The organism is Promicromonospora sp. NPDC019610, assembly GCF_044389365.1.
GTDB lineage: Bacteria > Actinomycetota > Actinomycetes > Actinomycetales > Cellulomonadaceae > Promicromonospora.
In genome coordinates this window covers 2,469,943-2,483,379 of record NZ_JBIRXX010000001.1, presented here as the reverse complement: position 1 = coordinate 2,483,379, position 13,437 = coordinate 2,469,943, and the positions used below count along the sequence as shown (strand labels likewise).

Here is a 13,437-nt window from a genome sequence, read left to right as displayed (position 1 = left end):
CCGCCGTGCACCTTTCTACCGTCTCCGGACCGCGCCGCCCAGCACGGCCAGTGACTTGCGGACGACGCTACCGCGTGCAGCGAGGGCCTTGGCAGCCCCCGGCTCCGTCCGGGCGAAGGATATGACCATCCCGAGCGCGGCCATGGTGGTGATCAGCGCCGAACCGCCCGCGGACACCAGCGGCAGCGGCACGCCGATCACCGGCAGCACCCCGATGACCACGCCGATGTTCACGAACGCCTGGCCCACGATCCAGCAGCCGACGGCGGCCGTGGTCACCTTGACGAACGGGTCCTTGTGCCGCTGGATCACGCGGCTCATCGCCAGGCCCAGCACGGCGAACAGCGCGAGCACCAGCACCGTGCCGAACAGGCCGAGCTCCTCGCCGATCACGGCGAAGATGAAGTCGTTGTGCGCCTCGGGCAGGTAGTTCCACTTCTCGCGGCTGCCGCCCAGGCCCACGCCCCACAGCCCGCCGGTGCCCAGGCCGAACAGGCCGTGCAGCGACTGGTAGCACTCCGAGGTCTCGTCGCACTCGGCGCCGTAGGTCGCGATGATCCGCTGGAGCCGGTCGCCCGACCCCTGCTGCAGGATGAACACGTACCCGACCACGAACGCCGCCAGCGCGCTGCCGAGCCCCATGAGGGACAGGGGCACACCCGCGACCAGGAACGCGCCGGCCACCAGCAGGCCCATCACGAGCGCCGTGCCGAGGTCGCCCCCGGCGAGCACGAGGCCCATGACGGCGACGGCGCCGGGCACCGCGGGCAGGATCGAGTGCGACCAGCTCCCGAGCAGCGCCTGCTTGCGGCCCAGCACGGTACCCAGCCAGACGGCGAGCGCGAGCTTGGCCAGCTCCGAGGGCTGGAACGAGAACGGGCCGAGCTCGAGCCAGTTCTGCTGGCCGTTGCGGATGGAGCCGAGGAAGATCACCGCGACGAGCAGCACCAGCGCCACCAGGAGCGCGGGCAGCGCGAGCCGCTTGTACCAGCGGATCGGCAGGTGGGCGGCGACCAGCAGCACGGGCAGGCCCATCAGCGCGTACTGCGCCTGGACCAGGAAGGCCGCGTACGGCGACTGGCCCTCCGCGATGGAGGTCACCGTCGAGCTGGAGAGCACCATGATCAGGCCGATCACGGTCAGCAGGCCGGTGGTGCCCACCAGGAGGTAGTAGCTGGTCACCGTCGAGTTCCACTGCCCGAGCCACGGGCGGTCGGGTGACTTCCGGTCGGACGCCTTCCGGTCGGGCGCCCTGCGACCGGTGGTCGTCGTGGCCATCCCCTGCCCCCTCCCGCGCTCAGCGCGTGGTGGTGAGGTCACGCACCACGCGGACGAACTCCTCGCCGCGCTGGGCGTACGAGACGAACTGGTCCTGCGACGCGCCCGCCGGGGCCAGCAGCACGGTGTCCCCCGCCTGGGCGAGGTCGCGTGCGGCCGTCACCGCCCGGCGCATCACGGTCTCAGTGTCACCGGGATCGATCACCACAACCGGGACCTTGGGCGCGTGTCGGGCCAGCGTGTCGGCGAGCGGGCCCGGGTCGGCCCCGATCACGACGGCGGCGCGCATCCGGTCCGCGCGCGAGGAGACGAGGTCGTCGAACGTGGCGCCCTTGGCCAGGCCGCCGGCGATCCACACCACTGTGCCGTGCGCGAAGCCCGCCAGGGACGCGGCCGCGGAGTGCGCGTTCGTCGCCTTCGAGTCGTTCACGTAGGTGACGCCGCCCGCCTCCGCCACCCGCTGGATGCGGTGCTCGCTGGGCCCGAAGGACCGCAGGCCGTCGCGGACGGCGACCGCGGGCACGCCGTGCGCCCGGGCCAGCGCGGCGGCGGCCAGGGCGTCCGCCACGATGTGCGTGGGCACGACGCCGTTGTGGTCGCCGAGCTGCGTGAGGTCGGCCAGCGTGCCGAGCTCCGCGGCGCTCTGGCGGCGGTCCGGGTCGTCGTGGTCGGCGTGGAAGGCGCGGTCCACGAGGACGTCGTCGACCAGCCCGAGGTCGCCCGGGCCGGGCGTGCCCACCGCGAAGCCGACGGCGCGGGCGCCCTCGACCACGTCGGCCTCGCGCACGAGGTCCTCGGTCGTCGGGTCCGCGACGTTGTAGACGCAGGCGACCTGGACGCGTTCGAAGATGCGGCCCTTGTCGCGGGTGTAGGCCTCAAGGGAGCCGTGCCAGTCGAGGTGGTCGGCCGACACGTTCAGCACGGCGCCGGCCTGGAGCGACATGGTGTGCGTGAAGTGGAGCTGGAAGCTGGAGAGCTCGACGGCGAGCACGTCGAGCGCGGGGTCCATCGCCGCCTCCACCAGCGAGCGGCCCACGTTCCCGACGGCGGCGGTGCGCAGGCCCGCGGCCCGCAGGATCGCGGCCAGCATCTCGACGGTGGTCGTCTTGCCGTTGGAACCGGTGATCCCGAGCCACGCGGCCGGCTCGTCGGTGCCGAGGCGGTTGACGCGCAGCCGCCACGCGAGCTCGGCCTCGCTCCACACGGGCACGCCCGCGGCGAGGGCCGCGGCGACGAGGGGGTGGTGCGGCGGGAAGCCCGGCGAGGCGACGAGCAGGTCGGCCTCGGCGAGGAGGGCGGCCGCACCCTCGGCGTCCAGCGCGCCGTGATCGGCGTCGTGCGCCTTGTCGTCCACGGTGACCAGGGAGGCCACGCGTGGTTCGAGCACCCGCTGGAGCGACCGGCCGGTGACGCCGAGGCCCGCCAGGATCACGCGAGCGTCGGCCAGGGGGACGCGCGGCTCGACCGTGCCGTAGGTGTCGGCCGGGTGGTGCGTGGCGCCGTCGGCGCCGGGGGCCTCGGTCACGAGGCCACCCACTCGGCGTAGAAGATGCCCATGCCGAGGCCGGCGAGCAGGCCCGCGATGAGCCAGAACCGGATGACGATGGTCACCTCGCCCCACCCGGACAGCTCGAAGTGGTGCTGCAGCGGCGCCATCTTGAACACGCGGCGGCCGGTCATCTTGAAGAAGCCCACCTGGATCACGACGGACGAGACGATGAGCACGAACATGCCGCCGATGAGCACGGCCAGCAGCTCGGTGCGGCTCAGGATCGACAGGCCGGCCAGGGCGCCACCCAGGGCGAGCGAGCCGGTGTCGCCCATGAAGATCTTGGCGGGGTTGGCGTTCCACCACAGGAAGCCGACGCAGGCGCCCGTGACGGCGGCGGCGACGATCGCGAGGTCCTGCGGGTCGCGCACCTCGTAACACCTTGGCCCGGCCGTGGCCAGGAACTGGCACGACTGGTTGAGCTGCCAGATACCCACCAGCACGTAGGCACCGAACGTGATGATCGAGACGCCGGTGGCCAGGCCGTCCAGGCCGTCGGTCAGGTTCACCGCGTTGGACCAGGCGGAGACCAGCAGGTTGGCCCAGATCACGAAGAGGATGAGGCCCACGGTCGCGCCGGCGAACGCCAGGTCGAACTCGGTGTCGCGCAGGAACGAGATCTTCGTGGAGGCCGGGGTGCGCGAGTTCTCGTTGGGGAACTGCAGCGCGAGCACGGCGAACGAGATGCCGACGACGCCCTGGCCGATCAGCTTCGCGCGCGCCGTCAGGCCGAGCGACCGCTGCTTGCGGATCTTCGTGAAGTCGTCGAGGAACCCGACCAGGCCGAGGCCCGCCATGAGGTACAGCGCGAGCAGCGCCGACACGCTCGGCAGCCGCCCCGACACCAGCATCGAGGCCGCGACACCGATCAGGGTGGCCGCGATCATGACGACGCCGCCCATGGTGGGGGTACCGCGCTTGGTGAAGTGCCCCGTGGGGCCGTCCTCGCGGACGAACTGGCCGTAGTTCTTGTGGACCAGGAACCGGATGAAGACCGGCGTGCCCAGCAGGGCCACGAGCAGCGCCACCGCGGCGCTGACCAGGATCGCGATCACTTGTTGTTGTCCTTAGCGGTCAGAGCCATCGACAGGTGGTCGCCGAGCTCCCAGAGTCCGGAGCCGAGCGAGGACTTCACGAGCACGACGTCGCCGGGCTCCAGCGACTCGTCCAGCAGGGTGCGGGCGGCGTCCAGGTCGGGCACGAAGATCGACTCCGACCCCCAGGACCCCTCCTGCATGGCGCCCTCATGGATGTGATAGGCGCCGTCGCCCACGACGACGAGCTGCTTGACGTTCAGCCGTACCACGAGGCGGCCGATCTCGTCGTGCGCGGCGCGCGCGCCGTCACCAAGCTCTCGCATCTCGCCGAGCACCGCGACGGAGCGGCGGGTGCGCCCCGCCATCACCGCGAGGGTGCGCAGGGCGGCCTTCATCGAGTCGGGGTTCGCGTTGTACGCGTCGTCGATCACGGTGACGCCGTCCGGCCGCTCGGTGACGGCCATGCGGTGCGGGCTGCGGGCGGTGGCGGCCGAGAGCCGCTGCGCGACGTCGGCCACGGGCACCCCGAGGCGCAGGGCGACCGTGGCGGCCGCGAGCGCGTTGCTCACGTGGTGGGGGCCCACGAGCTGGAGGGCGACGTCGGCGCGCTGCTCGCCGGTTGCGCCGTCCTGCGCCGTGCCCGACGAGGAAGCCGCGGACGCGGCGACGCGGAGCGTGAAGCGCGCGCGGCCCGTGGCGTCGACCGTGATGTCCTCGGCGCGCACGTCGGCGGACGGGATGGTGCCGAAGGTCCGCAGCGTCGTGCCGGGGGCGGCCTGGCCGGCCATGGCGGCGACGCGCAGGTCGTCGGCGTTGAGCACCACCGTGCCGCCGTCGACCACGCCGGAGACCATCTCGGCCTTGGTCTTGGCGATGGCCTCGACGCTGCCGAAGTGGCCCACGTGGGCCACGCCCACGGCGAGCACGACGCCGACGTCGGGCGGCGCGATGCGCGTGAGGTAGGCGATGTTGCCGATGTGGTCGGCGCCCATCTCGGCCACCAGGTACCGGGTCTGCCCGGTGACGCGGAGCACCGTGAGCGGTAGGCCGATCTCGTTGTTGAACGAGCCCGTGGGGACGATGATCGCGTCCTCGCCCGCCTCGGGGGTGAGGAGCTGGCCGAGCAGGTCCTTGGTGGTGGTCTTGCCGACCGAGCCGGTCACACCGATCACCCGGGGTGCCTCGCCGTCGGCGGCCGTCTCGCGGACGGTCGCCAGCACATACCGGGCGAGCTCGCCGAGGGCCTCCTGCGGGTCGTCGACGACGACGGTCGGCAGGCCGTCGAGCTCGCGCCCCGCCAGCACCAGCGCGGCGCCCGTCGCGACGGCGCGGCCCGCGAAGTCGTGCCCGTCCACCCGCTCCCCCGGCAGGGCCACGAACAGTGCGCCCGGCCCGGCCTCGCGCGAGTCGATGATCACCGCCCCCGTGACCGTGACGTCCGGGTCGGCATGCAGCCGCCCGCCGGTGGCTGCGGCGACCTGTGCCGCAGTCAGCTCGATCATGCCTGTGTCGTCCTCTCCTGCGTGGGTCCTGCTGGGGTTGCGCGTGCTGGGTACTGCTCCGTCTGCCGGGTCACGGCCTGCCGAGTCACGCGCCGCGGGCCGCCAGCGCGGCGCGCGCCTCGACCCGGTCGTCGAGCACGTGGTCCACGCCGGCGATCTCCTGGATCGTCTCGTGCCCGCGACCCGCCACCAGCACGGTGTCGTCCGGGCCGGCCGCCAGGATCGCGGCGCGGATGGCGTCCGCGCGCGGGGCGACCTCGTGGACCACCACCGTACGCGAGCCGCCGTCGTCCACGGTCTCGACGGTGCTGCCCGGCGCGGCGACGCCGGTGCCGGCGAGCACCTCGACCCGCACCTTCGCGGGGTCCTCGTCGTGCGGGTCGTCGTCCGTGACATAGACGACGTCGGCTCCGTGCACCGCGGCCGCGCCCATGAAGGGGCGCTTGCCGGGGTCGCGGTCGCCGGTGGCGCCGAAGACGACGGCGAGCTTGCCCTCCGTCGTCGGGCGCAGGGCCGCGAGGGAGAGCTCCAGGGCCTCGGTGTTGTGCGCGAAGTCCACGACCACGCGCGGGGCCGTGGCCAGCACCTCCATGCGGCCGGGCACCGTGGCGCTCAGGCCGTCGGCGGCCGCCAGCGCCTCCGTGACGTCGCGGATGTCCGAACCGCCCTCCAGCACCATCACGACGGCGAGGGCCGCGTTGGCCACGTTGTAGCCGCCCGGCAGCGAGGTGGAGGTACGCAGGGTGCGCCCGTCGTGGTGCGTCAGCGTGAAGGCCGAGCCGGTGCCGTGCGGCTCGACGTCCGTCACGACCCAGTCGGCGGCCTTGCCCGGCAGCGTGGTCAGGGTGGCGACGGGGATCTGCGCGGCCTCGGCCATGCGCTCGCCCCAGGCGTCGTCGACGGTGACGACGCCGCGGCGGGCGCGAGCGGGCGTGAACAGGTCGGCCTTGGTGGCGAAGTAGGACTCGAAGTCGCCGTGGAAGTCCAGGTGGTCCTGCGTGAGGTTGGTGAACCCGGCGACGCCGAACACGATGCCGTCCACGCGGTGCTGCGCCAGGGCGTGGGAGGAGACCTCCATGGCGAGGGTGCGCACGTGGTCCTCGCGCATTGCGGCGAGCAGCGCCTGCAGGTCAGCGGCCTCGGGCGTGGTGAGCGTGCTGGCGATCACGCGGTCGCCGGAGCGCGTCTCGACGGTGCCGATCAGGCCACCCGTCCAGCCCAGGGCCCGCAGCAGGTGGTCGAGCTGGTAGGTCGTGGTGGTCTTGCCGTTGGTGCCGGTGACGCCGAACGTCATCAGATCCTCGGCGGGGTTGCCCAGCACCCAGGCGGCGACCTGGCCGAGGATGCCGCGGGGGTCGTCGGCGACGAGCACCGGTGTACTGCTGCCGGGCCCGATCAGCTCGGCCCCGCGCGCGTCCGTGAGGATCGCAGTGGCCCCGCGCTCGACGGCGTCCGCGGCGAACTGCGCACCGTGCGCCCGGGCGCCGGGCAGGGCCACGAACAGGTCCCCCGGCTGCGCGACCCGGTTGTCCGAGGCAACGCAGGTGACCGCGGCGTCAGCGGGCTGACCTGGGGCGATGGTGAGACCGAACGCGACGGCGAGGTCCGAGACCTGACGCGCTGTCGTGGCGGCCGGTCGGATCCGGTCGATCGGGGATGTCACGGAGAAGAACCTACCGTCTCCGGGGACGGGGTCTCGTCCTGGGTGTGGGCCTTGGGTGGTGGTTGTGGGGTGGTCCGGGTGTCCTTCGCGCAAAGGTGCGGTGATCTGCCGATCTGGAGGGCGACAATCACAAAGCACACCGACAGGGCGCCGCGACTATTCCCACCGCGCTGCTAAACCCCCGCACTACAGGTTTGTCCGAGCAAACCCGACCGCCCACTCGACGACCGACAGCGGTATCGCACGGGACTCTGGATCGATCGTCAGCTGTGCCGCATCCGTGGACTCACCCTCACCTTTGAAGATCGCGAACCAGAGGGGTCCGACCGGCCCCGTCGGCCGCCCTGAACTCCAGTGCGACCTCGTCGTTGCCGTTCAGCCCGACGCCCTCGACGGGCTGAACTTCGATCTCGAACGCGAAGACCAGGTAGGCCATCACGCCTCCAAGAGCATGAGTACTGAAAGCGCGGCCACGGCTTTCAGGCACACAACAGATGCTGCCCTCATCACGCTTTCCAGAGGTGCTGCCGGTACAGCGTACGCAGCAGGGTGTGCTAGCTGAGCGTAGACATTGTCTACGCTCAGCTAGCACACCCCAGGACGTAACGTGTCCGCCGGCGGGCCACCCCGCCGACAGTCAAAGACCTACCGCGCCACCAGGTCCGGCAGCTTGGCCGACTCCGAGGTGTGCAGGTGGCACGCCACCAGCCGCCCGTCCTCGGCCTGCGCCGTCCGGCCCAGCACCGGCAGCTCCGTGCGGCACACGTCCATGACGTGCGGGCACCGCGGCGCGAACGGGCAGCCCGGCTCGCGCTGGGACAGGTCCGGCGGAGCGCCGGGGATGCCCGAGAGGTCGCGTCGCGGCCCGTGCAGCGGGGGGAACGACCCGAGCAGGCCCGCGGAGTACGGGTGCCGGGGGTGCGTGTACACGTCGCGCGCCGCCGCAGTCTCCACGATCTCGCCCGCGTACATGACGGCGATGCGGTCGGCGACCTCGACCAGCAGGGACACGTCGTGCGTGATGAGCACCACGGAGAAGCCGAGCCGCTCGCGCAGCTCCATGACCTGCTCCAGGATCTGGCGCTGCATCACCACGTCGAGCGCCGTGGTGGGCTCATCCATGATGAGCACCTGCGGCTCCAGGGCGAGCGCCATCGCGATCATCACGCGCTGGCGCATGCCGCCGGAGAGCTGGTGCGGGTAGGCCCGCAGCCGGTCGGCCGAGATACCCACGAGCCGTAGCAGCTCCGCCGCCCGCTCCCGGGCCTCGGCGCGCCCGATCCGGGGCTGGTGCGCCAGGATGCCGTCGACGAGCTGCTTCTCCACGCGGAACACCGGGTTGAGCGAGCTCATCGCGCCCTGGAACACGATCGCGATGTCGCGCCAGCGGGCGGCCCGCAGCTCGGCGTCGGACAGGGCGAGCAGGTCCGCCCGCTTGCCGTCACGGTTCGTGAGCCACACCTCGCCGCCGGTGATGAGGCCCGGCGGGGCAAGCAGCCGCGTCGCAGCGTAGGCGAGGGTCGACTTGCCGCAGCCCGACTCCCCCGCCAGCCCCAGCACCTCGCCGCGGCGCAGCGTCAGGGAGACGTCGCGCAGCACGTGCGTCGGATCGTCGCCGAACCCGTAGTCGACGCTCAGGTTCCGGATCTCGAGGACCGGGTCCTCCGCCGTGACAGCACCTGCGCTCATGACCGCACCTCCCGCACCACCGGGGTGAACCCCACGCGCGGCCGGATGCCCCGGCGACGCAGCGAGCGCGCGTGCAGGCCGGTGGACCGCAGGCGGGGGTTGACGATCTCGTCGATACCGAAGTTGACCAGGGTCAGCGCCATGCCGAGCAGCGCGATGCACGCCCCGGCCGGCACGAACCACCACCACGCGCCGCGCTGCAGCGCGAGGTTGTTCTGCGCCCAGAACAGGATCGTGCCCCAGTTCCAGTCGCTGACCGGCGTGATGCCGATGAACGACAGCGTGACCTGGGACAGCACCGCGAACGTCACGGTGCCCACGAACCCGGAGGCGATCACGGCCGTCAGGTTGGGCATGACCTCGGCGAGCACGAGGCGCCACGTGCGCTCCCCGTTTGCCCGGGCGGCCTCGACGAAGTCGCGCTTGCGCAGCGACAGCGTCTGGGCGCGCAGCACGCGGGCACCCCAGGCCCAGCCGGTGGCCCCGATGACCAGCGCGACGGTGAGCCCGCCGGCGGACGGCAGCTGCGCGGCGATCAGGATGATCAGCGGCAGCTGCGGGATGACGAGGAACATGTTCGACAGCGCGGACAGCGACTCGTCGCCGATCCCGCCGACGAACCCGGCCGTCACGCCCACGAGCACGCCCACCACGGTGGCGCTCACGCCGGCGACCAGGCCGACGACGAGCACGCCGCGAGCGCCCACGATGATCTGGGACAGGATGTCGCGCCCGGTGTGGTCGGTGCCCAGCCAGTGGGTGGCGGAAGGCGGGCTGAGCAGCGCGTCGCTCACCTGGTTGGGGTCGTAGGGCGACAGCCACGGGCCCAGCAGGGCCAGCAGCGTGAAGAAGCCGAGGATGACCAGGCCGGTGATGACCTTGCCGTTGCGCAGGAACAGCAGCTGGTTCTTCATCGGTCCTCCGTCCGGGTGCGGGGGTCGAGCAGGGCGTAGGCGAGGTCGGCCACCATGTTCGCCACGAGGACGGACAGGGTGATGACCAGGAAGCAGCCCTGCATCAGCGGGTAGTCGTGGGTGGAGACGGCCTGGTAGAGCGTGTAGCCGATGCCCTGGTAGGAGAAGACCATCTCCATGATCAGCGTGCCGCCGACGACGAAGCCGAGGGACAGCGCGAAGCTGGAGACCTGCGGCAGGACGGCGTTGCGCGCGGCGTAGCCGAGCATGACCTGCCGCTCGGGCAGGCCCTTGGCGTGCGCGACGGTGACGTAGTCCTCCGAGGAGACGGTCACCATCATGTTGCGCATGCCGAGCACCCAGCCGGCCACGGAGGACAGCACGACGGTGAGCGCGGGCAGGAAGCCGTAGTAGACGACGGAGCCGATGAACTCGCCGCTGAACGAGGGCACCAGCCCGCGGTCGTAACTGCCGCTGGACGGGAACCAGCCGAGGTTCACGGACAGCACGGCGATGGTGATCAGGCCCAGCCAGAAGTACGGCACGGCCTGGAAGAACGTCGCCACGGGCAGCAGCCCGTCGGCCCAGGTGCCGCGACGCCAGCCGAGGAACGTGCCGATGAGCGAGCCGATCACGAACGCGATGATGGTGGCGACGCCGACCAGCCCGACGGTCCACGGCAGGGACTGGGCCACGATGTCGGCCACGGGCGTCGGGAAGTGCGTGAAGGACAGGCCGAGGTCGCCCCGCAGGAGCAGGCCCCAGTAGTCGACGTACTGCTGCCAGAGGCTCGTGTCCTGGTCCAGGCCGAACAGCACGCGCAGCGAGTGCTCGGCGTTGCTGTCGATGCGCCCCTGCATGCGGCCCAGCAGGGCCGTGACGGGGTCGCCCGGCAGCAGGCGCGGGATGAAGAAGTTGATGGTGATCGCGGCCCACGCGGTCAGCGCGTAGAACACGACCCTGCGCAGCAGGAACCTCATGCGGCCACCTCCCCGTTCCCGTTGGCGCCGCTCCCGCCGGAACTGTTCGCGCCGGGGCCGTTCGCACCCGCGTGCCGGACGGCGGGCCCGACGTCGGGCCGCCCCTCCCGCTCGCTGTACCCCCAGCAGGCGGCGGACCGCCCGGGGGCGACCTCGATCAGCTCGGGGGTCTCGGTGCGGCACAGGTCGGTCGCGTACGGGCAGCGCGGCGCGAACCGGCAGCCGGGCGGCGGGTCCACGAGGCTCGGCGGCTCGCCGCCGGTCCCCTGCTCCCGCACGGCCGCGGCGCCGATCCCCGCGAGGTCGTCGGGGTCGGGGGCGGACGCGATGAGCAGCCGCGTGTAGGGGTGCAGCGGCTCCTGGGTCACGGACTCGGAGTCGCCGGTCTCCATGACCTGCCCCGCGTACAGCACGGTGGTGCGGTCGGCGAAGTACCGGGCGGACGCGATGTCGTGGGTGATGTACAGGACGGCGATCCCGAGCCGGTCGCGCAGGTCGGCCAGCAGGTTGAGGATGCCCAGCCGGATCGAGACGTCGAGCATGGACACGGGCTCGTCGGCGAGCAGCACCTCCGGGTCGGCGGCCAGGGCCCGCGCGATGGCGATGCGCTGCCGCTGCCCGCCGGACAGCTCGTGCGGGTACTTGTCCACGTACCGCGTCGCGGGCGTGAGGTGCACCCGCTCCAGCAGCTCGGTGAGGGCCGCCTCCAGCTCGGGCCCGCGCAGCGTGCCGCCCGTGGACTGCTTGCGGTGCAGGCGCAGCGCCCGGGTCAGGGTGTAGCGCACGGGGTGCACCGGGTTCAGGGAGCCGAACGGGTCCTGGAAGATCATCTGCACGCGTCGCACGTACGCGCGGAAGGCCCGGCGGCCCCGCAGGCGGACCTCGGCACCGTCGAGCAGCACCTGCCCGCCCGTGATCGGGATCAGTCCGGCCAGCAGCCGGGCGACCGTGGACTTGCCGGAGCCCGACTCCCCCACCACGGCCAGGACCTGGCCGCGGTGGAGCTCGAGGTCCACGCCGTCCACGGCGTGGATCGCCCGGGCGGGCGAGCGGCCGCTGACGCGGCGCCCGCCCGCTCGGAAATGCTTGGTGAGGCCGTGCGCGGCCAGCACCGGTGTCGTCTCGCTCATCAGCCTTCCGCGGGCTTGAGGTGCATCAGGATCTGGGCGGCCTGCACACCGGTGGGCTGGGGCTGGTTGTACGGGTCCTCCTCGGACGGCCAGCCCACGTAGTTCTGCGTCGAGTACTGCGCGGTGGCCGGGCGGGTCCAGATGGCGATGCCCGGCACCTCCTCGACGAACACCTTCTGGATGGTGTCCAGCGCCGCGGTGCGCGTGGCGTCGTCCGGGGCGGCGGCGTAGTCGGCGAGCGCCTGGGTGGCGTCGTCGTTCTGGAAGCGGCCGAAGTTCCACGTGGCCGGCTCGCCCAGCTTCTTGTAGTGCGCGCCGTCCATGATGTCGGAGTACATGTCCCAGGGGGTGGCGCCGCCGTCGGTCCAGTGCAGGGTGGCCTGGAAGTCGCCGCCGGGGATGATGTCGGCGAACCAGCCGTCCTGGTTGACGGGGTTGACGGTGGCGGTGGCGCCGAGCTCGGCCGCGGAGTTCTTGATGAGGTCCAGGGCGGTCAGGTAGTCGTTCCAGCCGGCCGGGTTGACCAGCTCGAACGTCACCTCGTCGCCGTCGGGGTCGACGAGCTTCTCGCCCTCCCAGGTGTAGCCGGCGTCCTCCAGCAGGGCACGCGCGCCCTCCACGTCGACCGCGTACTCCTGGTCGGCGTAGTCCGCCGAGAGGAACTCCTCGCCGGCGGGCAGCGGCAGGCCGGTGACGCTGGTCAGGGCCGGGTTGACGCCGGAGGTGGCGACGTCGACGAGCTCCTGGCGGTCGATGACCATGTTCAGGGCCTGGCGGAACGCCTTGTCGTCGAACGGCTTGGTCTCGTTGTTCAGGTAGAGCACGTCGATGCCGAGGCCGCCGGCGGCGTACTGGTGGTAGTGCTCCGGGTCCTGGGCGATGTAGACGTTCTCGTAGTCGGCGATGAACGTCCAGCCCCACTGCGCCTCACCGGTGGTCAGGGCCGTGGTCAGGGCGTTGTTGTCGTTGTACGACGAGTACCGGATCTCGGGGACGGCGGGCTTGCCGCCCCAGTAGTCGTCGCGCGCCACGACCGTGGCGGCCTGCGGCGTCCACGACTCCAGCGTGTACGGGCCGGTACCCACGGGGTCGGGGTTGGTGTCGGTGGTCGGGTCCTTCACGTCGGCCCAGATGTGCTCGGGCACCATGACCAGGTCGTACAGCTTGGACTGGTTGACGAACTGCCCGGCGGTGAACGTGACGGTCACGGTGGACCCGTCGGTCTCGACCGTGTCATAGGGCAGGGCGCCGGTGTTGAGCGCCTCGAAGTCCTTGCGGAGCTGGATGGAGAACGCGACGTCGTCGGCGGTGAACTCCTCCCCGTCCGACCAGGTGACGCCCTCGCGGGGCGTGATGACAGCCTCGGTGAAGTCCTCGTTCCACTCGATGCTGTCGGCGAGCCAGGGCTCCGGGTCCTCGGAGGGCCGGGCCTGGTTGCGCATCATCAGCGGCTCGTAGATCGTGAACGCGTAGCCCAGCGAGAGCGCGGACGAGCCCGTGGCGAACGGGCTGTGGTTCTCGGTCTGGACGCCGTTCGGCATGCCGACGGTCAGGGTCTCCCCGCCGCCCGCCTGGGTGGCGGTGCCGCCACCACCACCGCCGCTGCAGGCTGCCAGCAGCGCGACGGCTGCCGCGGCCGCCACGACGGCGACGTGCTTGTGAATCCTCACGGTGTGCCTCCTTGCACTCGTCCCG

The 13,437-nt window shown here is 71.9% G+C and carries 11 protein-coding genes; all 11 read right to left on the bottom strand.

The window, feature by feature from the left end:
* Positions 1 to 15 precede the first annotated feature (15 nt).
* Positions 16 to 1,278 carry a putative lipid II flippase FtsW gene (gene ftsW / locus ACH45N_RS11060; RefSeq protein ID WP_397393568.1) on the bottom strand — a complete coding sequence of 421 codons (1,263 nt, stop codon included), beginning with the start codon at positions 1,276 to 1,278 and terminating at the stop codon, positions 16 to 18.
* Between the two features lie 19 nt (positions 1,279 to 1,297).
* A complete protein-coding gene (gene murD / locus ACH45N_RS11055; protein WP_397393566.1) occupies positions 1,298 to 2,803 on the bottom strand; it encodes a UDP-N-acetylmuramoyl-L-alanine--D-glutamate ligase in 1,506 nt (501 codons plus the stop codon).
* The gene (gene mraY / locus ACH45N_RS11050; RefSeq protein ID WP_397393564.1) at positions 2,800 to 3,882 is read right to left on the bottom strand and encodes a phospho-N-acetylmuramoyl-pentapeptide-transferase; all 1,083 of its coding nucleotides are present in this window, start codon (positions 3,880 to 3,882) and stop codon (positions 2,800 to 2,802) included. Before mraY ends, murD begins: the two co-directional genes overlap by 4 nt.
* On the bottom strand, positions 3,879 to 5,366 hold the full coding sequence (gene murF / locus ACH45N_RS11045; RefSeq protein ID WP_397393562.1) for a UDP-N-acetylmuramoyl-tripeptide--D-alanyl-D-alanine ligase: 1,488 nt from the start codon (positions 5,364 to 5,366) through the stop codon (positions 3,879 to 3,881). Before murF ends, mraY begins: the two co-directional genes overlap by 4 nt.
* Before the next feature lie 85 nt (positions 5,367 to 5,451).
* Positions 5,452 to 7,029 (bottom strand): UDP-N-acetylmuramoyl-L-alanyl-D-glutamate--2,6-diaminopimelate ligase, encoded by a 1,578-nt coding sequence (locus tag ACH45N_RS11040; RefSeq protein WP_397393560.1) that lies wholly within the window; start codon positions 7,027 to 7,029, stop codon positions 5,452 to 5,454.
* A gap of 292 nt (positions 7,030 to 7,321) precedes the next feature.
* The gene (locus ACH45N_RS11035; protein WP_397393558.1) at positions 7,322 to 7,465 is read right to left on the bottom strand and encodes a hypothetical protein; all 144 of its coding nucleotides are present in this window, start codon (positions 7,463 to 7,465) and stop codon (positions 7,322 to 7,324) included.
* Positions 7,466 to 7,674: 209 nt separating this feature from the next.
* Positions 7,675 to 8,718 carry an ABC transporter ATP-binding protein gene (locus ACH45N_RS11030; RefSeq protein WP_397393556.1) on the bottom strand — a complete coding sequence of 348 codons (1,044 nt, stop codon included), beginning with the start codon at positions 8,716 to 8,718 and terminating at the stop codon, positions 7,675 to 7,677.
* A complete protein-coding gene (locus ACH45N_RS11025; protein ID WP_397393554.1) occupies positions 8,715 to 9,632 on the bottom strand; it encodes an ABC transporter permease in 918 nt (305 codons plus the stop codon). Before ACH45N_RS11025 ends, ACH45N_RS11030 begins: the two co-directional genes overlap by 4 nt.
* On the bottom strand, positions 9,629 to 10,612 hold the full coding sequence (locus ACH45N_RS11020; protein WP_397393552.1) for an ABC transporter permease: 984 nt from the start codon (positions 10,610 to 10,612) through the stop codon (positions 9,629 to 9,631). Before ACH45N_RS11020 ends, ACH45N_RS11025 begins: the two co-directional genes overlap by 4 nt.
* The gene (locus tag ACH45N_RS11015) at positions 10,609 to 11,742 is read right to left on the bottom strand and encodes an ABC transporter ATP-binding protein (RefSeq protein WP_397393550.1); all 1,134 of its coding nucleotides are present in this window, start codon (positions 11,740 to 11,742) and stop codon (positions 10,609 to 10,611) included. Before ACH45N_RS11015 ends, ACH45N_RS11020 begins: the two co-directional genes overlap by 4 nt.
* A complete protein-coding gene (locus ACH45N_RS11010) occupies positions 11,742 to 13,412 on the bottom strand; it encodes an ABC transporter substrate-binding protein (protein WP_397393548.1) in 1,671 nt (556 codons plus the stop codon). The genes ACH45N_RS11015 and ACH45N_RS11010 overlap by 1 nt, the downstream gene beginning before the upstream one ends.
* Positions 13,413 to 13,437: the final 25 nt, after the last annotated feature.

Excerpts from the sequence above, each read along its gene's own strand:
- ACH45N_RS11020 (WP_397393552.1), bottom strand. The coding sequence starts at position 10,612 with ATGAGGTTCCTGCTGCGCAGGGTCGTGTTCTACGCGCTGACCGCGTGG.
- ACH45N_RS11035 (WP_397393558.1), bottom strand. The coding sequence starts at position 7,465 with ATGGCCTACCTGGTCTTCGCGTTCGAGATCGAAGTTCAGCCCGTCGAG.
- ACH45N_RS11030 (WP_397393556.1), bottom strand. The coding sequence starts at position 8,718 with ATGAGCGCAGGTGCTGTCACGGCGGAGGACCCGGTCCTCGAGATCCGG.
- ACH45N_RS11015 (WP_397393550.1), bottom strand. The coding sequence starts at position 11,742 with ATGAGCGAGACGACACCGGTGCTGGCCGCGCACGGCCTCACCAAGCAT.
- murF (WP_397393562.1), bottom strand. The coding sequence starts at position 5,366 with ATGATCGAGCTGACTGCGGCACAGGTCGCCGCAGCCACCGGCGGGCGG.
- ftsW (WP_397393568.1), bottom strand. The coding sequence starts at position 1,278 with ATGGCCACGACGACCACCGGTCGCAGGGCGCCCGACCGGAAGGCGTCC.
- ACH45N_RS11025 (WP_397393554.1), bottom strand. The coding sequence starts at position 9,632 with ATGAAGAACCAGCTGCTGTTCCTGCGCAACGGCAAGGTCATCACCGGC.